We start from the raw sequence: 26,019 nt of genomic DNA, 5'->3' as shown, positions 1-26,019 counted from the left end.
CGATGGATCTGACCGCGCGTGCCCGCAGGGCGCGCCTGGAACCGACCGGGGGACCACGATTGATGGAGCTGAAAGCGATGATCAGACCGGCACCCGCCAGCCTGGCCCGGCGCGCCGCGCGCGCAGCCGTCCTTCTTCTCGCGGCGGTGCTGTGGGGCAGCGGCCTGCTACCGGTGCCTCGCGCTGCCGCCGTGGTGGAGATCGACATCACGCAGGGCAATATCGAGCCTCTTCCGATCGCGCTCCCGGCGTTTTCCGGAGCCGGCAGCGAGGAGAAGCTGGCAAGCGACATCACCGATGTGATCAACGCCGACCTGACCCGCTCCGGCCTGTTCCGGCCGCTCGATCCGGCAAGCTTCATCGAGACCACGGTCAACGTGAGCACGCCGCCGCAATTCGCCTCTTGGCGTCCGATCGGCGCACAGGCGCTGGTCGTGGGGGCGATCGAGCGCCAGTCCGACGGCCGCATCCGCGCCGAATTTCGCCTTTGGGACGTGTTCGCTGGCCAGCAGATGCTCGGGCAGCAGTTCTACACGACCTCCGACAACTGGAGGCGGATGGCGCATATCATCGCCGATGCGATCTACGAGCGGCTGACCGGCGAAAAGGGCTATTTCGATACCCGTGTCGTGTTCATCGACGAGACCGGCACCAAGGACAAGCGCGTCAAGCGCCTCGCGATCATGGATCAGGACGGCGCCAATGTGCGCTACCTCACCAAGGGTGACGAACTCGTGCTGACGCCGCGCTTCTCGCCCTCGCGCCAGGAAGTCACCTATATGGCCTATGCCGGGTCGGACCCGCGTGTCTACCTGCTCAACATCGAGACGGGGCAGCGTGAAGTGGTCGGCAATTTCCCCGGCATGACCTTCGCGCCGCGCTTCTCGCCGGATGGCCAGCGGGTGGCGATGAGCCTGCAGCAGGGCGGCAACGCCAACATCTTCGAGATGGACCTGCGCTCGCGGCGCACCACGCGGCTGACCAACACGCCGGCCATCGATACGAGCCCGTCTTATTCGCCGGATGGTCAGCGGATCGTGTTCGAATCCGACCGGGGCGGCACCCAGCAGCTCTATGTGATGGATGCCGGCGGCGGCAATCCGCAACGCATCAGCTTTGGCCCGGGCCGTTACTCGACGCCGGTCTGGTCGCCGCGCGGCGACCTGATCGCCTTCACCAAGATGCACCAGGGCCGTTTCATGATCGGTGTGATGAAGCCGGATGGCTCGGCCGAGCGGGTTCTGACCGAGGGTTACCACAACGAGGGCCCGGCCTGGGCCCCGAACGGCCGCGTGCTGGTGTTCTTCCGCGACACGCCGGGCGCCAATGGCGGACCGCAGCTTTGGACGGTGGATCTCACCGGCTACAACGAGCAGCGCCTGCCGACGCCGGCCTTCGGTTCGGACCCTGCATGGTCTCCCTTGCTGGAATGAGGCCCGCGGGATAGGCTTGCGGGGTCCATCCGCACGAAGCGCGCAAGAAAACGTTAACCATATCGGTGAACGTGTGCTTAACCGGTTTCGCTGTAGAAGCGTTTACCCTGTCGGGGCGGTGGGGATCAGGAGTGTGGTTTCATGATGAATTTCGGGATGCGAAGCCGTGGCGCGCGCATTGCCTCCGTTGTCGCAGGCGCGATGCTGCTCGCAGCCTGCGCGCAGACCAAGCCGGACGGGCTGACGGGCAACGTCCAGCCCGGCACGGGCCAGGACTTCGTGGTCAATGTGGGTGATCGGGTGTTTTTCGGCGAGGACCAGTCGACGCTGGCGCCGCAGGCAACGGCGACCCTGGACAAGCAGGCACAGTGGCTGCGCAGCTACAGCCGCTACACGGTGACCATCGAAGGTCATGCCGACGAGCGCGGCACGCGCCAGTACAACATCGCGCTTGGCGCTCGCCGGGCCGATGCGGTGCGCAACTATCTCGTCGCGCGCGGCATTCCGGGCAACCGGATCAAGACGCTTTCCTACGGCAAGGAGCGCCCGGTGGCGGTCTGCAACGACGAGAGCTGCTGGACGCAGAACCGTCGTGCGGTGACCGTGCTGGACAACGCGGGCAGCTAGGACGCGCTCGGCGCGGTCCAGTACGCCGCGACCGATGACCGACCGGCGAGCCTTCGCCTGACGATAGCAAGCTGAAGAGGCCGGAGCGGTTCGCCGCTCCGGCTTTTTTTGTTTACCGCGGCATTTGTCCGTCCCGATGGGGTTAAGAGACGGCCTGGCGCCAAAATTTGGCCGAAGTCGCGGCGCCCTGTGCTATTGCGTTCGCACGGGCAGCCCTGCGGCACCCGCCGCGGCTGCGACGGCGGAGGACAGGTATGAAGCGATTGAAATCCATGATCTCGAGAAGTTTTCTTTGCGCGGTGGCGGTCGTGTTCGCCATTTCGCTCATTCCGGTGCCGGCCTCGGCGCAGCTCTTCGGCTCGCGCGATGACAGCGAGGCCGCGGTGCGGCTCAACCAGGTCGAGGAGCAGATGCGCAATCTGACCGGCCAGGTGGAGCAGCTCAATTTCCAGATCCGGCAGCTGCAGGACACGATCCGGCGGATGCAGGAAGACAACGAGTATCGCCTGCAGCAGCTCGAGCAGAGCGGCGGCAAGCGGTCCGATGCCGGCAGCGGCGGCGGCAATGCCGTCGCTGGCGCCGGGGCGGGCACGGGCGGGGCCGAGAGCTACGGTCCGGCGAACGGAACACTCGGACAGCTGCCGGCGGAGGCCGGCAGCGGTGATGCGGAATTCGCAGCGTCAGGCGGTTATGGCCAGGGGCAAGACCAGGATCAGGGGGCCGGCACCGGCCCGCTCGATCTGTCGGCGCTGGCACGCGGTCAGTCGGGTGGTTTTTCCGGCGGTGGCGACCCTGCGGTTCCCGGCGATATCGGCAATGCCGGCCTGCCGGGTGCAGATCCTTCGAATGCGCCGAGCGGAACGCTCGACGCGGCCTCGCTTTCCGGTGTCTCCTCGCCGCGCGGCGACTATGACGCGGCCTATGCGATGGTGTTGTCGGGCGACTATGCCGGCGCAGAGGCGGGCTTTGCGCGCTTCCTGGCCTCGCATCCCAACGACCCGCTGGCGGCCAATGCCCAGTTCTGGCTGGGCGAGAGCTATTTCGCGCGCAAGCAGTATCGCGACGCAGCGGATGCGTTCCTGAAGAGCTATACCGACTATCCCGACAGCAACAAGGTGACTGACAGTCTGCTCAAGCTGGGGCTTTCGCTCAAGGGCATCGGCCAGAACGATGCGGCTTGCGCGACTTTCAGCGAACTCCTGACCAAATATCCCGGTGCGCCGACCCCGATCCGCGCCGAAGCCCAGGCCCAGAAGCAGAGCGGTGGCTGCGCCTGATCGCGGCCGGCCGGTCGGTGACGACGAGGCCGATGCCGCGTTCGCCCCGCTTCTCCGGCATTCCTGTATCGCGCTGGCCGTTTCGGGCGGCGCCGACTCCACCGCCTTGCTGCTGCTGGTCGCCTCGTGGCGCGCGCGCAGGCCGGACGGACCCGAAATTCATATCCTGACCGTCGATCACGACTTGCGCCGCGAATCCGCCGCCGAGGCGCGCGGTGTCGCAGCGCTTGCGGGCCGGCTGGGCCTGCCCTGCCGGATCCTTGTCTGGTCGGGGCCCAAGCCCGCCTCCAACCGCCAGGCCGGGGCGCGTGCCGCGAGGCAGGCGTTGCTTGTCGCCGCCGCCCGGGAGCTTGGTGCCGAGGCCCTTGTGCTGGCCCATCATCTCGATGACCAGGCGGAAACCTTCCTGATCCGCCTGGCGCGGGGAAGCGGCGTCTACGGTCTTGCCGCCATGGATGGGATCGCGGCCTGGCAGGATGACGAAGGGCTGTCGCTGCCGGTCCTGCGGCCGCTGCTCGTCTTTGCCAAGGAGCGACTGGTGGCGACCTGCCGGGTGGCGGACGTGCCCTGGTGCGAGGACCCTTCCAACGACGATGTCGCCTACACGCGGACCCGGATGCGGGCGCTGATGCCTCAGCTTGCGGGTGAGGGGCTCGACGCGGAAACGCTGGGACGGACGGCGGGGCGCCTGGCGCGCGCCGCCGCCGCGCTCGACGTGCTTGTCGAGCAGACCCTCGCCCGGCATGCGACGTTCCATCCGGCCGGGCCGGTGCGCGTGGCCGTCACGGACCTTGCCGGCCTGCCGCGCGAGGTCCTGCTGCGGTTGCTGGCGCGGTTGCTGAGGATGACCGGAGGAGAGGCCTATCCGCCGCGGCTGGAGCGGCTGGAGCGGCTAGCCGGGCAGCTTGCGGGCGGGCCTTCCGTGCAGTCGACGCTTGCCGGGGTCGTCGCCCGTCGTCGCGGGGAGATGCTGTTCTTGTGGCGAGAGAGCGGGCGCGGGGGAATCGCGCCGCTCGCGGCACGCGGCCCGGGACGCTTCGTCTTCGACCGCCGTTTCGAACTCGTCCTGCCAGTCGGTGCCTGCGGCGAGGTCACCGCATTGGGGTCGCTGGCGGCCTCGCCGTTCCCGCGCTCGGCGGCCGGCGACTGGCCAGTCGCCGCATTCAATGCGGCACCGCTCCTGCACCTTGGGGAGGATGCGGCCTATTGTCCCGGACTGGGCGGATCGCCGCCGCAGGGCGTCCGGCTTGCCAGATTGACGGGGGAGGAAAGCCTGTGGCGGCGGGAACTTGCCTCAAATCCCTTCGATCGTGATGAAATTTAAGAAAAATGAGACCTGTTTCATGCGAATCTTCTTCGCCGCCTTGGCAGTCCCCCTTGCGGGACCTATCTTGGCTATAGAGATCATGTCCCCAGCGCAAACCGCCACGCCGGCGGGGCGAAGGAACCGCTAATGAACGCCAATTTTCGCAATTTCGCCCTCTGGGTGATCATCGGCCTGCTGCTGATCGCTCTTTTCCAGCTGTTCCAGAACCCTGGCCAGCGGGCCGAGCCGAACACCATTCCCTTTTCCCAGTTCCTGAACCAGGCGGAGCAGGGAGATGTCAGGGAAGTGACCATTCAGGGTCAGCAGGTCCTCGGCAAGTACAACAGCGGCGGCACGTTCCAGTCCTACGCACCCGAAACCGCCGGAGAATATATCGAGATCCTCCGCTCCAAGGGGGTCAGCATCACCGCGCGTCCGCCGCAGGAGAGCTTCTCGTTGATCGGCGCGCTGATCTCGTGGTTCCCGATGCTGATCATCCTCGGCATCTGGATCTTCGTGATGCGCCAGATGCAGGGCGGGGCCGGCGGCAAGGCGATGGGCTTCGGCAAGTCCAAGGCGAAGCTCCTGACCGAGGCGCATGGCCGCGTCACCTTCGAGGACGTCGCCGGCATCGACGAGGCCAAGGAAGACCTGCAGGAGATCGTCGAGTTCCTGCGCGATCCGCAGAAGTTCCAGCGCCTGGGCGGTCGCATTCCGCGCGGCGTGCTGCTGGTCGGCCCGCCGGGCACCGGCAAGACGCTGACCGCGCGAGCCGTCGCCGGTGAGGCGAACGTGCCCTTCTTCACCATCTCCGGCTCCGATTTCGTCGAGATGTTCGTCGGCGTCGGCGCCAGCCGCGTGCGCGACATGTTCGAGCAGGCAAAGAAGAACGCGCCCTGCATCATCTTCATCGACGAGATCGACGCGGTCGGCCGTCATCGCGGCGCCGGCCTTGGCGGTGGCAATGACGAGCGCGAGCAGACGCTGAACCAGCTCCTGGTGGAGATGGACGGCTTCGAGCCGAACGAGGGCGTCATCATCATCGCCGCGACCAACCGTCCGGATGTGCTTGATCCGGCCTTGCTGCGCCCGGGCCGCTTCGACCGGCAGATTGTCGTGCCGAACCCGGACGTCACCGGTCGCGAGAAGATCCTCAAGGTGCATATGCGCAAGGTGCCGCTGGCACCGGATGTCAATGTGCGCACGCTGGCGCGCGGCACGCCCGGTTTTTCAGGTGCAGACCTGATGAACCTCGTCAACGAGGCGGCGCTGCTGGCCGCCCGGCGCGGCAAGCGTCTCGTCACCATGGCCGAATTCGAGGATGCCAAGGACAAGGTCATGATGGGCGCGGAGCGCCGCACCCTGGTGATGACCGAGGAAGAGAAAAAGCTGACCGCCTATCACGAGGCCGGCCATGCGCTGGTCGCGTTGCACATGCCGGCTTCCGACCCGATCCACAAGGCGACCATCATTCCGCGTGGACGGGCGCTCGGCATGGTCATGCGCCTGCCGGAGAAGGACCAGGTGTCGCTGACCCGGGCCAAGTGCAAGGCGGATCTCGCCGTTGCCATGGGCGGGCGCGTCGCCGAGGAGATGATCTTCGGCTATGAGAAGGTGACCTCGGGCGCGTCGGGCGACATCCAGATGGCAACCAAGCTGGCACGGGCGATGGCGACCCAGTTCGGCATGTCCGACAAGCTCGGCCCGCTGCTCTACGGCGAGAATCAGGAAGAGGTGTTCCTCGGCCATTCTGTGGCCAAGAACCAGCATGTGTCGGAGGACACGCAGCGCATCGTCGACGCGGAGATCAAGTCCTTCGTCAACACCGGCTACGAGACGGCCAAGCGGGTGCTTTCCGAGCACGAGCAGCAGCTCCATGTCATCGCCAACGGCCTGCTCGAATACGAGACGCTGTCCGGCGACGAGATCAAGGACCTGCTCGATGGCAAGCCGCCGGTCCGCGACACCGATGACGACCAGCCGACGGCACGGGCCTCGGCGGTGCCCAAGACCGGCGCCAAGCGTCGCGGCGAGGGCGATGCCCCGACCGGCGGCATGGAGCCCCAGCCGCAAGGCTGACAGGCCCGCAGCGAGCGATGATCGTGACAACGCCCGGCAGGCTTCCTGCCGGGCGTTTGCGTTGTGCGGACTGTTACGAACGAAAACAAATTTTGAACCTCTTCATGCGAGCATGGTGATACATGGAGGGTCCGCGCGATGCCGGCAGAAGCGGCGCGCGTGGAGACAGGGTTCGACGGTTCGTCCGGCATCGCGCGCGAGCGCGAAGGGCGGGCCGGAATGCCGGCAGGCGCCTGTGAGCGCTGCGGCATCCGGAGCCACGGGAAACGACAGGGTCGACATGACACGCAAGTATTTCGGAACCGACGGCATTCGCGGCACGGCCAATCGCGCACCGATGACGCCGGAAATCGCGCTCAAGGTGGGCATGGCCGCGGGACTTTCCTTCCGCAACGGTTCGCACCGCCACCGGGTGGTGATCGGCAAGGACACGCGGCTCTCCGGCTACATGATCGAGAACGCGCTGGTTGCCGGCTTCACCGCCGTCGGTCTCGATGTGCTGCTGCTCGGCCCGATGCCCACCCCCGCGGTTGCGATGCTGACGCGCTCGGTGCGTGCCGATCTCGGCGTGATGATCTCCGCCTCGCACAATCCCTATCACGACAATGGCATCAAGTTCTTCGGCCCGGACGGCTACAAGCTGTCGGACGGGGTGGAGAAGGAAATCGAGACGTTGATCGACCAGGACCTGTCGCGCCAGCTCGCCGCGCCGTCCGATCTCGGCCGCGCCAAGCGCATCGACGGCATGCGCGATCGCTACGTGGAATTCGCCAAGCGCACGCTGCCGCGCGAGATGAGCCTGGCGGGTCTGAGGATCGTCGTCGATTGCGCCAATGGCGCTGCCTACAAGGTGGCGCCCGAGGTGCTGTGGGAACTGGGCGCGGAAGTGATCGCCATCGGCGTGGATCCGGATGGCTACAATATCAATCTCAAATGCGGTTCCACCGATACGGAAGCCCTGTGCCAGAAGGTGCATGAGGTGCGCGCCGATATCGGTATCGCGCTCGACGGCGATGCCGACCGGGTGATCATCGTCGACGAGAACGGACGGGTCGTCGACGGCGACCAGTTGATGGCGGTTGTGGCTCAGTCGTGGCTGGAGGATGGCCGTCTGGCAGCCTCCGGCATCGTCGCAACGGTGATGTCCAATCTCGGCCTGGAACGCTATCTCGGCGGCCTCGGCCTGACGCTGGCCCGCACCAAGGTCGGCGATCGCTACGTGGTCGAGCACATGCGCCAGCACGGCTACAATGTCGGCGGCGAGCAGTCCGGCCATATCGTCCTGTCCGATTTCGCGACGACCGGCGATGGCCTCGTTGCCGCCCTGCAGGTTCTGGCCTGCGTGTCGAAACTGGGCCGGCCGGTTTCAGAGGTCTGCCGTCGCTTCGATCCCGTGCCCCAGATCCTCAAGAACGTGCGCTATGCCGGCGCCACCCCGCTGGACAATCCGTCCGTGCAGGCGGCCATAGAAGAGGGCCGCAAGACGCTCGGCAATTCCGGACGCCTGCTCATACGTGCCTCCGGCACCGAACCCTTGATCCGCGTGATGGGTGAGGCCGACAACGAGGATGTGCTGGCCGGTGTCGTCGACCGGATCGCCGACGCGGTTGCCCACGCGGCCGCCTGAGCAGGCGATCCGGGCGGGAAGCGCGCGGGCGCACGGAACTTCCCGGAGAGGTTCGGAGCGCTCGGTTTCACCTCTATGGTTAACGATTTGCGAAGAACGGTGGACAGTTGTTGCCGACTGCCAAAGCAGGAGGAAAGATTTACTCTTTGTTAAGGTAAAAAATCACGGTTAAATATTACGGTTAAGCCCGTCTTAAGCATTTTCAGCAAATCTACTCTCGTGTTTCACGTGCGCGGCCGGCAGGAAAAGAGTGTTCGGACGCATTCAACGAGGACCGAGACATGAGCAGCCATATCAAGAAACTTTGCCTGGCTGGCGTCGCGATGATCGTCTCGTCAGCCGTCCATGCAGCAGACATGCCGATCCCCGTGATCGAGCACGTTCCGCAGGTGCCGGTTGTTACGGGCGGCTGGTATTTGCGCGGCGACATCGGCTACAAGGTGTACCAGTCACCGAGCGTCGCCTACGGCCCGACGGCTTTCTCCAACGAGAAGCTGAACAACACCGGCATGGTCGGTGTCGGTGTCGGCTACAAGTTCAGCGACTACCTGCGCGGCGACCTGACGCTGGACTATGAATTCCCGGCACGTGTCAAGGGCTACGCGCCCTGTCCCGCCCCTTGCGGCGGACCCGGCCTTGGCGGGTTCTCCACGGAGACGGCCGATATCGACGTGCTGACCCTTCTGGTCAACGGCTACATCGACATCGGCACCTGGGGCGGTTTCACGCCCTATGTCGGCGCCGGCGTCGGCACGTCCTACGTGACGACCAGCAACATCAAGTTCGCCAACCCGAACGGTGTCTCCGGCACCTATCCGGGCGACAGCACCTGGAACTTCTCCTGGGCGCTGATGGCCGGTGGTTCCTACGCGGTCACCCCGAACTGGTCGATCGATGCGGGTTACCGCTACCTGAACATCGGCAATGCCTATTCCAAGAGCTTCTCCACGGGCGGCGGCAACCCGTCCTACAAGATCCGCTACGAGGATCTTGCGGCTCACGAGTTCCGCGTCGGCATGCGCTACACGTTCAATTCCGGCCCGTCCTTCATCGAAGAGCCGATCATCACGCGTTACTGATCCCGGCCAGCGGCCGCCGGCCCGCCGGCGGCGCGGCGCGGCGGGACCCGTTTCGCGACACGTTCCCGCCAGGAACGCCAGATCCAGGGGAACCGGGTGCAAACCCGGTTCCCCGTTTTCGTTTCGCCTTTGCAATCAAAGGGAAATAGACCGGCGGGATGTCATCCAGGGCGCAGCACGCGTTGCCCTGACCGGCCATCCGGTACGTCCGAATCGGAGCTGTCTGCCTCTGCCTCCGTCTTTTTCACCGCTTGCAGGCCTGTGTCACTTCGGCTATCTCCGTCCGTGGGACACCCCTCCCCAACGAGGGGCACCTATCTGGAAGGATAGTTCATGACACAGCATATCGAACCGGCCGTGCGGCCGGAGAATCCCCGTTTTTCCTCAGGTCCCTGCGCCAAACGCCCCGGCTGGTCCGCCGAAGCGCTGTCCGACGCGCCACTCGGCCGCTCGCACCGGGCCAAGCCCGGCAAGGCGAAACTTGCCGAGGCCATCGACCTTACCCGCCAGATCCTGCAGGTTCCCGACGACTATCGCATCGGTATCGTTCCGGCGTCCGACACGGGCGCCATGGAAATGGCCATGTGGTCGCTTCTGGGCGCGCGCGGCGTTGACGTCCTGGCGTGGGAGAGCTTCGGTTCGGGCTGGGTCACGGATGTGGTCAAGCAACTCCGCCTCAAGGACGTGCGTGTCCTGGAGGCCGGTTACGGCGAGATCGTCGATCTTTCGACGCCGGATTTTTCCCGTGACGTGATCTTCACCTGGAACGGCACCACCTCCGGCGTGCGCGTGCCGGATGCGGAGTGGATCGCGGCGGGCCGCGAGGGTCTGACCATCTGCGACGCCACGTCGGCCGCCTTCGCCCAGCCGCTCGATTTCGCCAAGCTCGATGTCGTTACCTTCTCCTGGCAAAAGGTGCTGGGCGGCGAGGCGGCGCATGGCATGCTCATCCTGAGCCCGCGCGCCGTCGAACGGCTGGAGAGCCATACGCCGGCCTGGCCGATGCCGAAAGTCTTCCGCCTGACCAAGGGCGGCAAGCTGATCGAGGGCATCTTCAAGGGCGAGACCATCAACACCCCGTCCATGCTCTGCGTCGAGGACTATATCGACGCGCTGAAATGGGCGCGGGATCTTGGCGGGCTCCCGGCACTGATCGCCAGGGCGGACGCCAACGCGGGGGCGGTTGCCGATTGGGTCGGGCGCACCGGCTGGGTGGATTTCCTGGCGAGCGACCCGGCAACGCGGTCCAACACCTCGGTCTGCCTGCGGATCGTCGATCCGAGGGTCACCGGTCTCGACGCCGACGGGCAGGCCGCCTTCGCCAAGGCCATGGCCGGCGCGCTCGACAAGGCCGGCGTCGCCCATGACATCGGCGCCTATCGCGATGCGCCGAGCGGCTTCCGCATCTGGTGCGGAGCGACTGTCGAGACATCCGACGTCACGGCATTGCTGCCGTGGCTCGACTGGGCATTCGAGCGTGAATTGCAAGCGCTCGGCAAGGCTGCCTGAGCGGTCCAGCCGCTTTCATTTCCGACAATGCATGGCAACAGATCCGGTCGCAGTCCGGCATGTCCCTTGCGGGACATATCCGGGCGGCGGCCAGTCAGGGAGACAAGCCAATGGCCCCGAGGGTCCTGATTTCCGACAAGCTTTCGGCTGCGGCCGTCGAGATTTTCAAGTCGCGCGGCGTCGAGGTCGACTACCTGCCAGACCTGGGCAAGGACAAGGACAAGCTCCTCGCCGCGATCGGCCAATATGACGGCCTTGCAATCCGCTCGGCGACCAAGGTCACCGACAAGCTGCTCGCCGCAGCCGACCGGCTGAAAGTCGTCGGCCGTGCCGGCATCGGGGTCGACAATGTCGACATCACGGCAGCCTCCGCCAAGGGCGTGATCGTCATGAACACGCCGTTCGGCAACTCGATCACCACGGCCGAACATGCTATCGCGATGATGTTCGCGGTTGCCCGCCAGGTACCGCGGGCCGATGCCTCGACCCAGGCCGGCAAGTGGGAAAAGTCGAAATTCATGGGCGCGGAGATCACCTCCAAGACGCTCGGCCTGATCGGTTGCGGCAATATCGGCTCGATCGTCGCCGATCGCGCGATCGGGCTGAAGATGCGTGTCATCGCCTATGATCCGTTCCTGTCCGACGAGCGGGCCATCGACCTGGGCGTCGAGAAGGTCGATCTCGACACGCTGTTCGCACGCGCCGAAGTCATCTCGCTGCACACGCCATTGACCGACAAGACGCGCAACATCATCGACGCGGCGGCGATTGCGAAGATGCGAGACGGGGTCATATTGATCAACTGCGCACGCGGCGGGCTGATCGACGAACAAGCCCTGCGCGCCGCCCTCGACAGCGGCAAGGTCGGCGGCGCCGGCGTCGACGTCTTTGTCGAGGAACCGGCGACCGAGAACATTCTTTTCGGCGCACCGAACCTGGTGTGCACGCCGCATCTGGGCGCCTCGACGAGCGAGGCGCAGGAAAACGTCGCCCTGCAGGTCGCCGAGCAGATGTCGGACTACCTGGTCAAGGGCGCGGTTTCCAACGCGCTCAACATGCCCTCGATCACGGCCGAGGAAGCCCCGCGCCTGACACCCTTTGTCAAGCTTGCCGAACTGCTTGGTTCCTTCGCCGGTCAACTGACGGAAACAGGTCTGTCCGGCATCCGGCTGGAATACGAGGGCGAGGTCGCGGAGATGAACGTCAAGGCGCTGACGGCGGCAGCGCTCACGGGCATTCTCCAGCCGTTGCTGCAGACCGTGAACATGGTCTCCGCCCCGATCATGGCGCGCGAGCGCGGCATCCCGGTGGAGGAGGTGCGCCGCGGCCAGGCAGGCGCCTATGAGAGCTATATCCGCCTGACGGTGAAGACCGAGCGCCAGGAACGCTCCGTTGCCGGCACGGTCTTCGCCGACGGCAAGCCGCGCGTCATCCAGGTGAAGGGCATCAACATGGAGGCCGAACTCGGCCCCCACATGCTTTATGTCACCAACGAGGACAAGCCCGGCTTCATCGGCCATCTGGGGACGGTGCTCGGCGAGGCGGGTGTCAATATCGCGACGTTCAACCTTGGCCGCACCGCACCGGGCGAGGACGCGATCTGCCTCGTCGAGGTGGACGGCGAAGTGCCGGCAGCCGTGCTTGAGCGCATCACCAGCCTGCCGCATGTGAAGCAGGCAAAGCCGCTGCGCTTCTGACAACCGGCGATTGACCGCTGCAACATGAAAAGGGCCGGAGCGCTGCCGCTCCGGCCCTTTGTCGTCAGCGTCCTTGGGTAGGCCGGAATGCGGTGCGCGCCCGGGAGCGGCCCGCTCTTCTGGCTCAGCCGGCCCGCCAGGCTGTTGTCGCCTGTTCGACGGCGCGGGCACCAGGCGTGCCCTTTTCCAGCGTCAGGATGGCGCGCTTGCCGTTCTCGTAGAGCATCGGAATGTCGATCCAGCCGCGGTCGCGCAGCAGCGTCAGGTTGCGCTCCTGCTCGTCGGGAATGTTCGACAGCGCCACCCAGAAGTAGCCGTCCGCGACCTTGACCGAGGCGCCGATCAGCGCGTCGCCCCGGGCTTCCTCGGTGGTCTTCATGACGAGGCCGGGAACCTCCGCGACACTGCTGCCACTGAAATTCGGCGGCAGGTCGAACTGCACCTCGAGGAGGTGGCTGGCTGGCAGGGTGTCGTCGCGGTTGGGCCGCAGCGTTAGGTTGGCGGCGATGTTGCGGTCGGGCACCTCGATGCGCATCTTCAGCACTGTCTCGGTGCGCCCGTCGACGGCTTCCTGTGAAACGCTCCACACGGCGCGACCGGTGGACGCCTGCCCGGCGCTGCCCGCCTGCGCACCTTCTTCGTAGAGAATGGCCCGCTGTGCGACGGGAGCATCGGATCCGGCAGCGCTGTCCGTACCCGGGGCGCCTGCCTGCGGGGTTGCCGAGGCGACCTGGTCCTGCTGGCTGGGCTCCGGATCCGCCGGTGTTTCGTCCGTGGCGGTATCGGTCGGCGTTTCGTCAGGCTCTTCCGTTCCTTCCGCCTCGCCGGCCGGCGGGGTGGTGGGCGCCGACGGCTCGGGCTCGACGCTGCGCACGGGTGGCGGCGTTCCCGCCGGCGCACGCGGTGCGGCGGTGTCCGTCTGCGGTTCGGCCGGGGTGATCCGCGTCGTGGTGACGCTGCGCGCGTCCGGAGCCGCGCCAGTCTCGCCGCCGTCGAGCAGCCGGGCGCTGTTCTTGCGCGAGGCCGATGTTTCTTCCTGCGTCGGCGTGCTTGTCGGCGCGGGGTCCGCCGGCCTTGCGACCTGCGGTTCGTCGCCGCCTTCGAAGAGGCCCATCAGGGCATCACGCTGGGAATAGCCGACGGCGCCGACGCCGATGATCAGCATCAGAAGCGCCACGCCGCCGAGGATCGCCGGCAGGCGGGAAGGGCGCATTGATCCGTCGATGGGCGGCAGGGGGCGGCCGTGATCGCGGCCGCCATGCGCGGTCAGCGTCTGGTCCTGCCTGTCGGTGTCGTCCCGGCCGAGCGTCGGCTCGCGCTTCTGGGGCTGGCCTGAGCTCTCGCCGTCAAGTGCGCCCCTGGCGCTGCGCGTTGCCTGATCGGCAGCCTCACCAAGCTTGCGGGCATCGTCGATGGCGGTCTTGAGAAGGTCGCGGTTTTCCGGTGCCGTGGAGGTCTGCTTGGCCTCCGGAGCCGGCGCGTTTCTGGTCGGAGACGGGGTCGCGGTCGGGGTGGAGGTCGGGGCCTGTGCTTCCCGCATAGCGGGTTTCGGCTCGCCCCTGGGCTCGGCTGCGACGGCCGGTGCAGTCCGCTCCCCTGCCTCAGTCTGTCGCGGCTGTGGACGGGGAGGGGTGACCGGCTGCTGGCTGGCCGAAAAGCCCAGCGTCTCACGCGCCGCCTCGGCCTCGACCTTGCGGATCGATTCCTCCAGGCGAAGCTGTTCGCTGGTGATCTCCGACGGCGAAAGCGGCGGATCATAGGCTTTCAACTGCGCGACAATGGCTTTTCGGGCGCGTTGGTATATTTCGCGCCGCGCCGCTCCCGTGTTTTCCGGGAGCGCAGCAACGGTTTTCTTCAAAACCGGATAGTAATCTGCCATGTCATCAACTCATGATCGCCGCACACAGGGTCGCGCATGGACGCGAACCCCGTTCTAACGCTTAATCCTGAAAAGGATTCTGGACAAGGATTGTGTCATCCCGTTCCGGAGAGGTCGAGAGCAGCGTGACCGGCGCACCGATCAACTCCTCGACATGGCGTACGTATTTTACCGCCTGCGCGGGAAGGTCAGCCCATGTTCTCGCACCTTCCGTCGATTCCTTCCACCCTGGAAGCGTTTCATAGATCGGCTTGACCCGCGCCTGGGCCCCTTGCGAGGCCGGCAGGTGGTCGATCCGTTCGCCGTCGAGCTCATAAGCCACGCAGATCTTGATCTCATCAAGGCCGTCGAGCACGTCCAGCTTGGTCAGCGCGATACCGTGGATGCCGTTGATACAGCAGGACTGGCGAACGAGCACCGCGTCGAACCAGCCGCAGCGACGCTTGCGCCCCGTCACCGTGCCGAATTCGTGGCCGCGCGTTCCCAGGAAATTGCCGACCTCGTTGTCCTGCTCGGTCGGGAAGGGGCCTTCGCCGACGCGGGTCGTGTAGGCTTTGGTAATGCCGAGCACATAGCCGATCGAGCCCGGGCCGAGACCGCTGCCGGCAGCCGCCTGGCCGGAGACGGTGTTGGACGAGGTGACGAACGGATAGGTGCCGTGGTCGATGTCGAGCAAGGTGCCCTGCGCGCCCTCGAAAAGGATGCGCTTGCCCTCGCGCCGGCACGTGTCGAGCAGCGACCAGACCGTCTGCATGTAGGGCAGCACCTGGCCGGAAACGCTTTCCAGCTCGGAAAAGATCGCGCCCGGTTCGATTTCGGGCTCGCCGAGGCCGCGCCGCAGGGCGTTGTGATGGGTCAGCAGCCGCTCGATCTTCGCCGGCAGGGTCTTGAGGTTGGCCAGATCCATCACGCGGATCGCGCGGCGGCCGACCTTGTCCTCATAGGCAGGCCCGATGCCGCGCTTGGTGGTGCCGATCTTGGTACCGGCGGCCGCGGCTGTCTCGCGCAATGCGTCGAGTTCGCGATGCAGCGACAGGATGAGTGTCGCGTTTCCGGCGATGGCAAGCGTCTCCGGCGACACACTCACGCCCTGCTCGGCAAGACGGGCGATTTCGGCGACCAGCGCATGCGGGTCGATCACTACGCCATTGCCGATCACCGAGAGCTTGCCGCGCACCACGCCGGAAGGCAGCAGCGACAGCTTGTAGCTGATCCCGTCGATCACCAGCGTGTGGCCGGCATTGTGCCCGCCCTGGAAGCGCACGACGACGTCTGCCTGTTCCGACAGCCAGTCGACGATCTTGCCTTTTCCCTCGTCACCCCACTGTGATCCGACGACGACGACATTGGCCATGCCTGTAAGTTCCCTTGCATCCGGCGTTGCCGGCAAAACCCCGCGCGGGCCTTGCGCCGCGCACACGAAAAACCCCGGTCTTGCTAACCGGGGCAAAGCGAGCGGACTATAGCGGTCCGAAGCCGGATTGACGAGCCCTCAGCCGGTCTTTCCACCAGCGCCCGGACCGTTTGCTACGCGCAGTGCCCCACAATTGGCGGTTTGATCGAGCCGCCTTGTCGCTCAATCCGGCGAAGGCCTGTCCCTTTCCGGCCGGGTGGCTTTCTGTCCTCCGGCCATGCGGTAGATCGCTGGCGAGTTGCGCAGCAGCCAGACGAAGCGCTTGCGATGCTCGGCCGGAACGGCGCCTCGGGTCAGGAGGCGCGCGCCGACAAAGGCAACGAAGGCAAGATGCAGACCCCCGGTGTAGAGGAAAAAGGCCGAGGGGCCGAACCTGTCCATGATGGCGGAGGCCAGCAGCGGTCCGATGACGGCACCGATCGCGAAGAACATGGTGAGGCCGGCGGCAAGCTCGACATACTGGCCGGGGCCGGCGTGATCGTTGGCATGGGCGGCGGAGAGAGAATAGAGCGGCAGAGCGAAGCCGCCGAACAGGAAGGCACCCAGGAAGATCGCGGCCTGGAAGCTGACGCCGGACAGGAACAGGCAGGAAAGACCGGCACCGGCTGTAGCCAGGATCAGGACATAGCGCCGGTCGGTACGATCGGAGGCCCAGCCGAGCGGGTACTGGAAGATCGCGCCGGCGATGACCCAAAGGCTGATGAGGAGCGCCAGCCCGTCGGCATCAAGGCCGACCCCTTCGGCATAGACCGGACCGACGGTCCGGAAGGCGCCGTTGGTCAAGCCTATGGTCAGGCAGCCGACGGCGGCGACCGGAGAGATCGCCCATATGGCCAGATAGTTGACGCCTCTGGCATCGGAGACGGGAGGGTTGCCTTCGCGGGCGAGAGAGACGGGGATGAGGGCGGCGCAGAAAACGATGCCGATGACAACGAGGATCGCGGCGCCGCCCGCGCCGAAGGCCGGCAGCAGGAACTGCCCGCCGGTTACCGCGCCGAGGTCCACGATCCGGTAGATGCTGAGAATGCGACCGCGTTCGGCATTGGAGGCAAGTGCGTTGAGCCAGCTTTCCAGCACCATCGCGGTGCCGCAGAACGCGATGCCGCTGGTGAAACGCAGCGCCGCCCAGCCAAGGCCCGGCTGGGTCAGGAAAAGGCCGAGCACGGCGATCGCGCTCAGGGCGGCGAGCGCGGAAAACACGCGGATATGCCCGACCCGTCGGATCAGCAAGGGGGTCAGCAGCACGCCGAGGATGAAACCCGCATAATAGGCGGAGCCGAAGACGCCGATCATCGTGTCGGACAGTCCGGCGAGACGGCCGCGCACCGCAATCACCGTCATCGCAAGACCGTTGGCGCCAAGCAGGAGCGCTGCTGCGACAAGCAGGGGTACGAGGCGGAAGAGCAGTGGCCGGGACGTCAGCGGGGCAGGATTGTCGGGCATTGGGACCAGGGGCGGAAAGCGCGCGGCGGGACCTTGATCCTGACCGCTCGCGGTGGCGCTCACAAGCATTGTTTTCCCCTCGCCAACAGAACCGGGACATGCGCGCGGGAAAGCTGTCGCGAAACGGGTGGCGGCCCTCAACGACGGGTGCTACCGAGGATGGGGTGCCCTTTGCGTTACCGTCGCGCATGCCGGCCCTGCCCGATTTCATGAATGCCCGGAAGGCCTGGATGACCTGGAAGAACTGGCTGCTGCTCGGGCTCCTGTCACTGATCTGGGGCGCGACCTTTCCTTTCGCCAAGGTCGCGGTGGCCGAGGTGCCGCCGATGACGCTGGCCTTCCTGCGGGTGGCGATCGCGGCAGGGGTGCTTCATGCCGTGTTGCGGATGACGGGCCAGGCGTTTCCGCTGTCGCGACGCATGCTCGGCGCGTTCCTGTTGATGGGGCTCCTCAACAACGCCATCCCGTTTTCGCTGATTTTCTGGGGCCAGACCGCGATCCCGGCAAGCCTTGCCTCGATCCTCAACGCCACGACGCCGATCTTCACGGTGCTGGTGGCCTCGCTGCTGTTCTCGCAGGAGGTGCTGCGGGCGCACCGGGTCGCCGGGATCGTCATCGGTTTCGCGGGTGTCGCGCTGCTGATGGCGCCGGCGCTGGATTTCGGACCGCTCGCCGGTTTTTCCGGGGCGCCGCTCTGGGCGCAGGCGCTGTGCCTTGGCGCGGCCCTTTCATATGCCTTTGCCGCCTCCTTCGCGCGGGTCTTCAAGGGCGTGCCGGTGATGATCTCGGCCGCCGGCCAGCTTACGGGATCCAGCCTGCTCTTGTTGCCGCTGGCGATCTGGCAGGCCTTTGCATGGCACGGAGAGGGCTGGTCGCCGGCGGCAACGGGTCCGGCCGCATGGCTCTCGGTGTTGGCGCTTGGCACGCTCTGCACGGCCTTCGCCTATCTCATCTATTTCCGTCTGCTGAGCGAGGCCGGCGCGACCAATGCTTCCCTGGTGACCTTGCTCATTCCACTCAGTGCGAGCCTGATCGCCGCGTTTTTCCTGGACGAGGTTCTGACGCTGCCGCAACTGGGCGGCATGGCGCTGCTGCTGCTGGGGCTGGCCGTGCTGGACGGGCGCATACTTGCCTTGCCGGGGCGTCTCCTGAGAGCCGTACGCGCGTCCTGAGCGGACGCCGGCAGGGTCGGTCTTCCTCCTGGCGACGGGATCAGGCAAGGGCGGTTTCCGGCAAGGCCTCGATGCGCTCCTGAAAGCGGTCGTAGAAGTCGGCAAGGCGGGAGGGCGCCTTGTCGCGGCAGTCCTTGAGGCCTGCAAGGGCGCTGACCCGGTCTCCTTCGTCGATGGCCGCGACCATTTGCGCATGCGCCCGGGCAAGGGTCTGGAAGGCGGTGCCCGCGGCATAGTCCGGCTCGCCGACGAGCGCGAAGAGCTTGATCGGGACGCTCTTGCCCTTTAGCGGGATCGCGCCGGCCTCGAGGAAGGCAAAATCGGGCGCCGCGCGTGCCGTGTCTTCGGAGACGACGCAATCGGCGCCGACGGCCTTGCAGCTGGATTCGATCCGGGCCGCGACGTTCACCGCATCGCCGATCACCGAATAGTTGAAACGGCGGTTCGACCCCATGTTGCCGACACAGGCTTCGCCGGTGTTGAGACCGACGCCGATGCGCACCGACTGGATCGGCAGGTCGCGGGCGCGAAACTGGAAGGCGTCCTCGGCGTTCAGACGCTCGGTGATGCGGACCATCTCCAGCGCCGCCCGGCAAGCCTGTGCGGCATGGGCCTCGACATCCATGGGGGCATTCCAGAAGGCCATGATGCTGTCGCCGATATACTTGTCGATGGTGCCGTCGCGGTTCTGGATCTCGTCCGACAAAGGCGACAGGAGCGCGTTGAGAAAGGCGACGAGGTCGGTCGGGGTGAGCTGCTCGGAGATCGGCGTGAAGCCGCGCACATCCATGAACAGGATGGTCATGTCGCGCATCTCGCCGCCGAGCTTGAGCGAATCCGGTGCCGTCTCCAGCCGCTTGACCATCTCGGGCGCGAGATACTGGCCGAAGGCGGCGCGTACGAAGCGCTTTTCCCGTTCGGTCAGGAAGTAGAGCAGGGCGGTCGCCGCCGCATAGACGACGAAGAGATTGACCGCTGTCGGATAGACGGGATCGAGGAGCAGGCCCTCCGTGCGGAAGAGATGGATGGCGCCGGCGTAAAGGCCGAAGGCGATGACGCCGCCGATGGCCGCCGCCCAGATGGAACCGAGGCTGAGAACGAGTGCGATGACGATCAGGCCGAGCAAGAAGGTAACGATGACCTCCGTGCCGTCGGCCCAGTCCGGCCGGCTCAGGAAGGAGCCGGCGAGGATCTGCTCCGCGGCCTGAGCATGGACGGAAACGCCGGGCACCAGATCGCCCAGCGGCGTTGCCCGGATGTCGTAGAGGCCAACCGAGGAGGTGCCGACGAAAACAACGTGCCCCTCGATCCGCGCGACGGTTTCAGCCCGCCTGGCAGGATCAAGCACATCAGCGGCGGAGACGTAGCGATCGGCCCGATCCTCGTTGAAATAGACCCAGAATTCCCCTTGGGCGGTGGTCGGGAAGGGAATGGCGCCGACCTTGATGTCGGTCACTTCCGCTGTGCCGACATCGATCTCCCCGCTGGCATCCGAGGAACGTACAATAAAGCCGCTCGCCCCTTGCGCAACGCGCAGGGCCTCCATGACAAGGCTTGGGAAAAGCGTCTTGCCGTCGGTGAAGACCATCGGGATGCGGCGCACGATGCCGGCCGTGTCGCGGCTCGACAGGCTGACGCCGCCCGAGCCGGCGGCAGGCGCCTCCAGGACAGTCAGGCTGTTCAGCGTCGAGGCGAAAGCCGGCACACTGGCGACAGGGTCGCTTCCGGCGTAGGAAACACCGGCTTTCACCGGAGGTTTTCCGCCGCTGGCATCGGGAAGCACTGCGTAGCCAAGGACCACTGGCGCCTCGGCTATGGCGGCCGCGAACACCTGGTCCGTGTCGGGCAGCTTTCCGGCGAGACTGGCAGCGTTGATATCGCCGCCGAGATCAAGGTCGGGCACGTAGCGATGCGGCGACAGGCGGTCGGGCTCGGCGAAGATCACGTCATAGGCGATCGCAGCCGCTCCCATGTCCGCAAGAGCCTCGGTGAGCCTGGCCAGCATGTCGCGTCGCCAGGGCCATTGGCCGTGGACGGCGAGCGAACGCTCGTCGATATCGACGATGCGGACCGGGAACTCTCCCTGCTCTCTCGGCCAGAAGCGCTGGTAGCCGTCGAAACCGAGGAGGCGGATGGAGGAGACGAAGCCGGGATCGTAGGCCCGCAGAGCGGTTACCACGAGAAGAAAGAAGCACGCGACACTTGCCACCAACAGATGCTTGCGCCGAGTGATGCGCATGGTTCCCCTCGCCCCTTGTTCCTGCTCGCGGCCGGGTAGTGCTTTGTCGCACCGACCGTCCGGGCAAGGTTAGAGCACGGGTGGGGAAAAGGGAAAACCATACGGTTGCAGCGAACCGGTGAGCCGATCGCGGGCGGGCCGGCTGCCGCCGCCGGATCCCGATGATCCGGCCGGCCGCGCGCCGGCTGCCGGCCTTAGCGCTGGTCGGCGAGTTGTGCCGCCGGTTGCTCCAGTTCGCGGGCGCCGCGTTTCACCGCCTTTTGCACCTTTTCGAAGGCACGCACCTCGATCTGGCGGACACGTTCCCGGCTGACGCCGAATTCGCTCGACAGGTCCTCCAGCGTGATCGGGTCCTCGGACAGGCGCCGGGCCTCGAAAATCCGCCGCTCGCGCTCGTTGAGCACGTCCATGGCATCACCCAGAAGCTTGCGCCGCTGGTCGAGCTCTTCCTGGCGGGCGAAGACGGCTTCCTGGCTGTCGCTCTCGTCGACGAGCCAGTCCTGCCACTCGCCACCGCTGTCGGCTTCCGCGCGGATCGGTGCGTTGAGCGAGGCATCGCCGGCAAGGCGCCGGTTCATCGACACGACCTCTTCCTCGGACACGCCGAGCTTGGTGGCGATTTGGGTGACGTGCTCGGGTCGCAGATCGCCCTCGTCGAGCGCCTGGATCTTGCCCTTGAGACGGCGGAGATTGAAGAACAGCCGCTTCTGATTGGCGGTCGTCCCCATTTTCACCAGCGACCAGGAGCGCAGGATGTATTCCTGGATCGCCGCCTTGATCCACCACATGGCGTAGGTAGCGAGGCGGAAGCCCTTGTCCGGCTCGAAGCGCTTGACCGCCTGCATGAGGCCGACATTGCCTTCGGAGACAACCTCGGAAATCGGCAGGCCGTAGCCGCGATAGCCCATGGCGATCTTGGCGACGAGGCGCAGATGCGAGGTTACGAGCCGTTCGGCTGCGCGAGGATCGTCATGCTCCTTGTAGCGCTTGGCGAGCATGTATTCTTCCTGCGGCTCCAGCATCGGAAACCGTCGGATTTCGTCCAGGTAGCGGCTGAGGCCGCCTTCTCCGGAACTCAGCATCGGTATGTTCTGGGCCATGAAGCACCCTTTCTCCCTAACGATCCCTCCGGACCGACGCGGCCGTCGCCGCCCCGGACCCTCGCCGGGCATCCATATTCCGGCGCCCTGTCGGCACGCCGAACCCCCAATATAGGTGGCATTTCGACAATATCAGGGCCTGATCCCCGAAATTATGTGGCAGGGATTGTCCGGATTGCGTGGATCAGGCCGGCCAGGTCTTCGGGCAGCGGACTTTCGAAGCGCAGCGTCTCGCCGCTCACCGGATGGGCGAAGGCCAGCAGGCCTGCATGCAGCGCCTGGCGGGGAAAGGCGTCGACGACGGCGCGAATGTCTTCCGGCAGGCGCGCCGACTTGGTCTTGAAATGCGCCCCGTAGTCGGCATCGCCGATGAGCGGATGGCCTATATAGGACATGTGGACGCGGATCTGGTGGGTGCGTCCGGTTTCCAGGCGGCAGGTCATCAGCGCTGCCAGCGGAGCGGCACCCATGGGGCCGAAGCGCTCTCGCACCTGCCAGTGGGTGATGGCATTGCGCCCGCCCGACTTCGTCACGGCGATCTTCTGGCGGTTGGCGGCGGAGCGGGCGAGATCGGCGTCGACCGTGCCGCGCAGTTGCATCGGCGCGCCCCAGACCAGGGCGGTGTATTCCCGTTCCAGCGGTCCGGTGCGGCCATGATCGGCGAATTGAGCGGCAAGGCCCTGATGCGCGCGGTCGGTCTTGGCGACCACGAGCAATCCGCTGGTGTCCTTGTCGAGCCGGTGGACGATGCCCGGCCGCTTGACCCCGCCGACGCCCGACAGGCTGTCGCCGCAATGGTGGAGCAGGGCGTTGACCATTGTGCCGCTCCAGTTGCCGGGACCGGGATGGACGACAAGGCCGGCCGGCTTGTCGATGACGATCAACTCGTCATCCTCGAAGACTACAGCAAGCGGGATTGCCTCGGGCTCCGGCTCGGCAACGTCCGGTTCGGGCATGTCGAGTATCAAGGCCTCGCCCGAATTGACCCGGTATTTCGGCTCGACTATGGTCCGCCCGTCGACACGGACCCGGCCCTGGCGGATCAATGTCTGGAGGCGGTTCCGGCTGAGTTCGGCCAGATGGCGGGCAAGGCAGGCATCGAGCCTGATGCCCGCATCCTCCTGCCCGACGGCAACGGTCTTCATTGCGACGGCATCCGCGTCGCTCGCATCTTCATTGGACATTGACATGACACATCCGGCTATGGACGACGAACACGACCAGGAAGCTCCGCTGGACCCCGCGATGGAGCGGGTCCAGGTCAAGCTCAAGCGGCTGCTGGCGGTTTCGAGCCTCGTGATGGTGCTCGGTTTCCTGGCAGTGCTGGCGGCGATCGTCTACAAGCTGTCCGAAGGCGGCACGCGTCCGGATGCCAGCGATATAGCCGCTACCGTCGCAATCGGCAAGGACGGCCGGGTCGAGGGCATGGCGCAGGCCGACGACCGGCTGATCCTGCTGGTGCGTTCCGGGGCGCAAAGCAAGCTTCTCTATCTGGATGCCGCAACCGGCCGGGTTCTGGGCGAAACGGCTTTTGTCGCGCAGTAACACGTGGCGGTTTTCCGCGGCGCGCGGGGAGCGGTGAGCGTATGTGCGGAAAATCTCCACAGGCGGGGCTGAAATGGGGCTTGCATTCCCCGTTCGGGCGTTCTATTTACGCGGCTCTTCGTCGAAGACCAGCCGATGCCCCCATCGTCTAGCGGTCTAGGACGCCGCCCTCTCACGGCGGAAACAGGGGTTCGAGTCCCCTTGGGGGTGCCATTCCTTTCCGCAGCGAAGCGCGCGGGAGACGAGGTGGCCGGCATGACGGAAGACGCGGCACCGACATGGTGCGATACGGTGGATTCTGCTTTCCCTTCAGTCGCCTTTCCGGATTTCTGTGCTCAGCGGTCACGCCGAAGTTCTTGATGCGGACGCGTATATCGGTTCGACACCGCGCGACGAGACGGGAGCGGCCCTGCCCTCCGGCATGGAGCGAATCAAAAACCCCGCCAGCGCGAGGTCGCGCTGGCGGGGCTGGATCGTTGCACAAGCAGGTCGGTCGGCGGTCTTCTCAGCCGGCAACCTGGAAACGGGGGCGGACAACGCCCTGGGCGCCGGCGGCTGCGGTCTGGTAGAGACCGCGCAGATCCTGCACCGGGCGGAAGGCATCGGTGAGGCCGACAACGGTCTCCGCCGCGCCGAGCACCAGGTAGCCGTCGGAAGGCAACTGCTTCGCCATTCGCTGCAGCACGTCGACCTTGGTCGGCTGGTCGAAATAGATCAACACGTTGCGGCAGTAGACAATGTCGAAGGACCCGAGCGAGGAGAAGTTCTCCAGAAGGTTCAGTTTGCGCCACTGCACCATCGAGCGCAGCTCGGGATTGATCTGCCACAGATCGCCCTTCTGGGTGAAGTACTTGAGCAGCATCTGGATCGGCAGGCCGCGCTGCACCTCGAACTGGCTGTAGATGCCGTTCTTCGCCTTCTCCAGAACCTCGTTGGACAGGTCCGTGCCGATGATCTCGACGCGGAAGCCGGCAAGCTTTGCCGCGGCTTCCTTCAGGCAGATCGCCAGCGAGTAAGGTTCCTGGCCGGTGGAGGCCGCAGCGCACCAGATGCGGATCGTGCGGCGGTCGGCGCGCGCCTTCAGCATCGCCGGAAGCATCACCTCCTTGAAGTGCTGGAAGGGCGTTCCGTCGCGGAAGAAGAAGCTCTCGTTGGTGGTCATCGCCTCGACCACGTCGGAGCAGACCTGGGTGGAGCCCGGCTTCTGCATCGCCTGGACGAGTTCGGAGAGCCCGGCATGGCCGTGCCGGCGAGCCACCGGCAGGAGCCGGCTCTCGACCAGGTACTGTTTCTCGTTGGTGAGCACCAGTCCGGACTTCGCCTTCAGGTACTGCTTGAGATACTCGAACTGGGACGCAATCACCTGAGGCCTCCACTCAACAATCCGGCGATTTTCGGACCAATCCGGGTGATTGGCAGAATATCGCAGCATAATCCGGTCTGGGCAGCCGCTCCCGGCATTCCCCACACGACGCTGGTTGCCTCGTCCTGGGCGATGACGCTGCCGCCACCGGCCGCGATGGTGCGGATGCCGGCTGCTCCGTCATGGCCCATGCCGGTCAGCACAACCGCCAGGACGGCGGAGCCGTAGACCTTGGCGACGCTGTCGAACAGGGGATCGACGGCAGGCTTGCAGAAATTCACCGGGGCGCCGTCGGTCAGGCGGGCGACCGGCTGGCCGCCATCCTTGACGACGGTCATGTGCAACCCGCCCGGCGCCACATAGATGTGGCCGGGCATGAGAATCTCGCCATCCGCTGCTTCCTTGGCCGGCCTGAGTGCCGCCTTGGCGACATGTTCGGCCAGGATCGCGGTGAAGGTCGGCGGCATGTGCTGGGTGACGACGACCGGAACCTCGCGAATGGCGGTGCCGATGTCGGTGAACACCTGCTGCAGCGCCTGCGGTCCGCCGGTCGAGGAGCCGATGGCGACGATGCGCGGCCGGACGCTCGAATAGGGGCGTGTCTTCAGGGCCGGCGGGGCAGCCTGGGCCGGCGCCGCGGCAAGGCGGCTGTAACCCGCCGAGGCGGTCGCCGCGCGCGACACGGGCCCCTGCGACACGGTCTGTCCCGCGGTCGTCTGGGCGCGCATCTGGCGTCCGCCAAAGCCGCCGCTGGCACGCCTGCGCTGGCCGAGGGCCTTGACCTTCTCGATCAACTCGCGACGGAAGTCGACGGAGGTGGTGACCTCGCTGGAGGATTCCGGCTTGGGCACATAGTCCTGCGCGCCCAGCGACAGGGCCCGCAGGCTGATCTCGGCATTGCGCCTTGTCAGCGTGGAGGCCATCACGACGATCAGGTCGCGCTTTTTCCTGAGCATCAGGGGAAGGGCGGTCAGCCCGTCCATCTCCGGCATCTCGATGTCGAGCACGACGACATCAGGATTGCTGCGCTCGATGTCCTCGACGGCAAGCCGGCCGTTCCGGTGGGACGCGACCAGCTGGAGCGCCGGATCTGCTTCGACCCAGCGGCTCAGAAGCCCGCGAATGACGACGGAATCGTCCACCACCATGACGCGGACACAGTCTGCCCTTGCACCGTCCCGGGGGGCCGGCGCTGTAGAACTGGCGATCATCTTGACATGTCCCGTAAGG

General features: G+C 66.0%; 19 protein-coding genes and 1 tRNA gene. 12 read left to right on the top strand and 8 right to left on the bottom strand.

The window, feature by feature from the left end; translation table 11 throughout:
* Positions 1 to 77 precede the first annotated feature (77 nt).
* The 9 genes from tolB to serA all read left to right on the top strand — a co-directional run bounded on the left by tolB (position 78) and on the right by serA (position 12,634).
* Positions 78 to 1,433, top strand: a complete 1,356-nt coding sequence (tolB, locus tag RBB46_RS11330) for a Tol-Pal system beta propeller repeat protein TolB (protein ID WP_306029113.1) — start codon at positions 78 to 80, stop codon at positions 1,431 to 1,433.
* 144 nt (positions 1,434 to 1,577) lie between these two features.
* Positions 1,578 to 2,060 carry a peptidoglycan-associated lipoprotein Pal gene (gene pal / locus RBB46_RS11325; protein WP_306029112.1) on the top strand — a complete coding sequence of 161 codons (483 nt, stop codon included), beginning with the start codon at positions 1,578 to 1,580 and terminating at the stop codon, positions 2,058 to 2,060.
* A 254-nt stretch (positions 2,061 to 2,314) separates the two neighbouring features.
* Positions 2,315 to 3,337, top strand: coding sequence for a tol-pal system protein YbgF (gene ybgF, locus RBB46_RS11320; protein ID WP_306029085.1), 1,023 nt, complete (start codon positions 2,315 to 2,317; stop codon positions 3,335 to 3,337).
* Positions 3,324 to 4,661 (top strand): tRNA lysidine(34) synthetase TilS, encoded by a 1,338-nt coding sequence (gene tilS, locus RBB46_RS11315; protein ID WP_306029084.1) that lies wholly within the window; start codon positions 3,324 to 3,326, stop codon positions 4,659 to 4,661. Before ybgF ends, tilS begins: the two co-directional genes overlap by 14 nt.
* A gap of 129 nt (positions 4,662 to 4,790) precedes the next feature.
* Positions 4,791 to 6,722: an ATP-dependent zinc metalloprotease FtsH gene (gene ftsH, locus RBB46_RS11310; RefSeq protein WP_306029083.1), complete on the top strand. Its 1,932-nt coding sequence runs from the start codon at positions 4,791 to 4,793 to the stop codon at positions 6,720 to 6,722.
* A gap of 280 nt (positions 6,723 to 7,002) precedes the next feature.
* Positions 7,003 to 8,349: a phosphoglucosamine mutase gene (gene glmM, locus RBB46_RS11305; RefSeq protein WP_306029082.1), complete on the top strand. Its 1,347-nt coding sequence runs from the start codon at positions 7,003 to 7,005 to the stop codon at positions 8,347 to 8,349.
* 281 nt (positions 8,350 to 8,630) lie between these two features.
* On the top strand, positions 8,631 to 9,428 hold the full coding sequence (locus tag RBB46_RS11300; protein ID WP_306029081.1) for an outer membrane protein: 798 nt from the start codon (positions 8,631 to 8,633) through the stop codon (positions 9,426 to 9,428).
* A 333-nt stretch (positions 9,429 to 9,761) separates the two neighbouring features.
* Positions 9,762 to 10,937: a phosphoserine transaminase gene (locus RBB46_RS11295; protein WP_306029080.1), complete on the top strand. Its 1,176-nt coding sequence runs from the start codon at positions 9,762 to 9,764 to the stop codon at positions 10,935 to 10,937.
* Between the two features lie 110 nt (positions 10,938 to 11,047).
* Positions 11,048 to 12,634: a phosphoglycerate dehydrogenase gene (gene serA / locus RBB46_RS11290; protein WP_306029079.1), complete on the top strand. Its 1,587-nt coding sequence runs from the start codon at positions 11,048 to 11,050 to the stop codon at positions 12,632 to 12,634.
* A gap of 124 nt (positions 12,635 to 12,758) precedes the next feature.
* Here the strand turns inward: serA and RBB46_RS11285 are convergent, their stop codons facing one another.
* The 3 genes from RBB46_RS11285 to RBB46_RS11275 all read right to left on the bottom strand — a co-directional run bounded on the left by RBB46_RS11285 (position 12,759) and on the right by RBB46_RS11275 (position 17,370).
* On the bottom strand, positions 12,759 to 14,513 hold the full coding sequence (locus tag RBB46_RS11285) for a hypothetical protein (RefSeq protein WP_306029078.1): 1,755 nt from the start codon (positions 14,511 to 14,513) through the stop codon (positions 12,759 to 12,761).
* A 61-nt stretch (positions 14,514 to 14,574) separates the two neighbouring features.
* A complete protein-coding gene (locus RBB46_RS11280) occupies positions 14,575 to 15,867 on the bottom strand; it encodes an adenylosuccinate synthase (protein ID WP_306029077.1) in 1,293 nt (430 codons plus the stop codon).
* Between the two features lie 222 nt (positions 15,868 to 16,089).
* Positions 16,090 to 17,370 (bottom strand): MFS transporter, encoded by a 1,281-nt coding sequence (locus RBB46_RS11275; protein WP_306029076.1) that lies wholly within the window; start codon positions 17,368 to 17,370, stop codon positions 16,090 to 16,092.
* A 230-nt stretch (positions 17,371 to 17,600) separates the two neighbouring features.
* On the opposite strand from RBB46_RS11275, the gene RBB46_RS11270 reads away from it, so the two are divergent.
* Entirely contained in the window at positions 17,601 to 18,542 is a 942-nt protein-coding gene (locus RBB46_RS11270) for a DMT family transporter (RefSeq protein ID WP_306029075.1), read from the top strand.
* A 40-nt stretch (positions 18,543 to 18,582) separates the two neighbouring features.
* Here RBB46_RS11270 and RBB46_RS11265 read toward each other — a convergent pair whose 3' ends face one another.
* The 3 genes from RBB46_RS11265 to RBB46_RS11255 form a co-directional block, all read right to left on the bottom strand.
* Entirely contained in the window at positions 18,583 to 20,781 is a 2,199-nt protein-coding gene (locus RBB46_RS11265) for a CHASE2 domain-containing protein (protein ID WP_306029074.1), read from the bottom strand.
* 194 nt (positions 20,782 to 20,975) lie between these two features.
* A complete protein-coding gene (gene rpoH / locus RBB46_RS11260; RefSeq protein WP_306029073.1) occupies positions 20,976 to 21,881 on the bottom strand; it encodes an RNA polymerase sigma factor RpoH in 906 nt (301 codons plus the stop codon).
* Positions 21,882 to 22,033: 152 nt separating this feature from the next.
* The gene (locus RBB46_RS11255) at positions 22,034 to 23,026 is read right to left on the bottom strand and encodes an RluA family pseudouridine synthase (RefSeq protein ID WP_306029111.1); all 993 of its coding nucleotides are present in this window, start codon (positions 23,024 to 23,026) and stop codon (positions 22,034 to 22,036) included.
* Between the two features lie 43 nt (positions 23,027 to 23,069).
* Between RBB46_RS11255 and RBB46_RS11250 the strand changes: the two genes are divergently transcribed.
* Positions 23,070 to 23,426 (top strand): DUF6476 family protein, encoded by a 357-nt coding sequence (locus tag RBB46_RS11250; RefSeq protein ID WP_306029072.1) that lies wholly within the window; start codon positions 23,070 to 23,072, stop codon positions 23,424 to 23,426.
* A gap of 137 nt (positions 23,427 to 23,563) precedes the next feature.
* A tRNA-Glu gene (locus RBB46_RS11245) sits at positions 23,564 to 23,639 on the top strand.
* A gap of 292 nt (positions 23,640 to 23,931) precedes the next feature.
* On the opposite strand, the gene RBB46_RS11240 is transcribed toward RBB46_RS11245, so the two are convergent.
* Both RBB46_RS11240 and RBB46_RS11235 read right to left on the bottom strand, forming a co-directional pair.
* On the bottom strand, positions 23,932 to 24,789 hold the full coding sequence (locus tag RBB46_RS11240; RefSeq protein ID WP_306029071.1) for a protein-glutamate O-methyltransferase CheR: 858 nt from the start codon (positions 24,787 to 24,789) through the stop codon (positions 23,932 to 23,934).
* Entirely contained in the window at positions 24,786 to 26,000 is a 1,215-nt protein-coding gene (locus tag RBB46_RS11235; RefSeq protein WP_306029070.1) for a chemotaxis response regulator protein-glutamate methylesterase, read from the bottom strand. The genes RBB46_RS11240 and RBB46_RS11235 overlap by 4 nt, the downstream gene beginning before the upstream one ends.
* Positions 26,001 to 26,019 lie beyond the last annotated feature (19 nt).

Source organism: Stappia sp. MMSF_3263 (assembly GCF_030733745.1).
Lineage (GTDB): Bacteria > Pseudomonadota > Alphaproteobacteria > Rhizobiales > Stappiaceae > Stappia.
Note: the sequence above shows the minus strand (reverse complement) of the source record. Positions and strands in the feature narration are given on the sequence as shown.

What these genes read in the sequence shown, in the direction of transcription:
- tolB (WP_306029113.1), top strand. Translation starts at nt 78, where the DNA reads ATGATCAGACCGGCACCCGCCAGCCTGGCCCGGCGCGCCGCGCGCGCA.
- pal (WP_306029112.1), top strand. Translation starts at nt 1,578, where the DNA reads ATGAATTTCGGGATGCGAAGCCGTGGCGCGCGCATTGCCTCCGTTGTC.
- ybgF (WP_306029085.1), top strand. Translation starts at nt 2,315, where the DNA reads ATGAAGCGATTGAAATCCATGATCTCGAGAAGTTTTCTTTGCGCGGTG.
- ftsH (WP_306029083.1), top strand. Translation starts at nt 4,791, where the DNA reads ATGAACGCCAATTTTCGCAATTTCGCCCTCTGGGTGATCATCGGCCTG.
- glmM (WP_306029082.1), top strand. Translation starts at nt 7,003, where the DNA reads ATGACACGCAAGTATTTCGGAACCGACGGCATTCGCGGCACGGCCAAT.
- RBB46_RS11300 (WP_306029081.1), top strand. Translation starts at nt 8,631, where the DNA reads ATGAGCAGCCATATCAAGAAACTTTGCCTGGCTGGCGTCGCGATGATC.
- RBB46_RS11295 (WP_306029080.1), top strand. Translation starts at nt 9,762, where the DNA reads ATGACACAGCATATCGAACCGGCCGTGCGGCCGGAGAATCCCCGTTTT.
- serA (WP_306029079.1), top strand. Translation starts at nt 11,048, where the DNA reads ATGGCCCCGAGGGTCCTGATTTCCGACAAGCTTTCGGCTGCGGCCGTC.
- RBB46_RS11285 (WP_306029078.1), bottom strand. Translation starts at nt 14,513, where the DNA reads ATGGCAGATTACTATCCGGTTTTGAAGAAAACCGTTGCTGCGCTCCCG.
- RBB46_RS11280 (WP_306029077.1), bottom strand. Translation starts at nt 15,867, where the DNA reads ATGGCCAATGTCGTCGTCGTCGGATCACAGTGGGGTGACGAGGGAAAA.
- RBB46_RS11275 (WP_306029076.1), bottom strand. Translation starts at nt 17,370, where the DNA reads ATGCCCGACAATCCTGCCCCGCTGACGTCCCGGCCACTGCTCTTCCGC.
- RBB46_RS11270 (WP_306029075.1), top strand. Translation starts at nt 17,601, where the DNA reads ATGACCTGGAAGAACTGGCTGCTGCTCGGGCTCCTGTCACTGATCTGG.
- RBB46_RS11265 (WP_306029074.1), bottom strand. Translation starts at nt 20,781, where the DNA reads ATGCGCATCACTCGGCGCAAGCATCTGTTGGTGGCAAGTGTCGCGTGC.
- rpoH (WP_306029073.1), bottom strand. Translation starts at nt 21,881, where the DNA reads ATGGCCCAGAACATACCGATGCTGAGTTCCGGAGAAGGCGGCCTCAGC.
- RBB46_RS11255 (WP_306029111.1), bottom strand. Translation starts at nt 23,026, where the DNA reads ATGAAGACCGTTGCCGTCGGGCAGGAGGATGCGGGCATCAGGCTCGAT.
- RBB46_RS11250 (WP_306029072.1), top strand. Translation starts at nt 23,070, where the DNA reads ATGACACATCCGGCTATGGACGACGAACACGACCAGGAAGCTCCGCTG.
- RBB46_RS11235 (WP_306029070.1), bottom strand. Translation starts at nt 26,000, where the DNA reads ATGATCGCCAGTTCTACAGCGCCGGCCCCCCGGGACGGTGCAAGGGCA.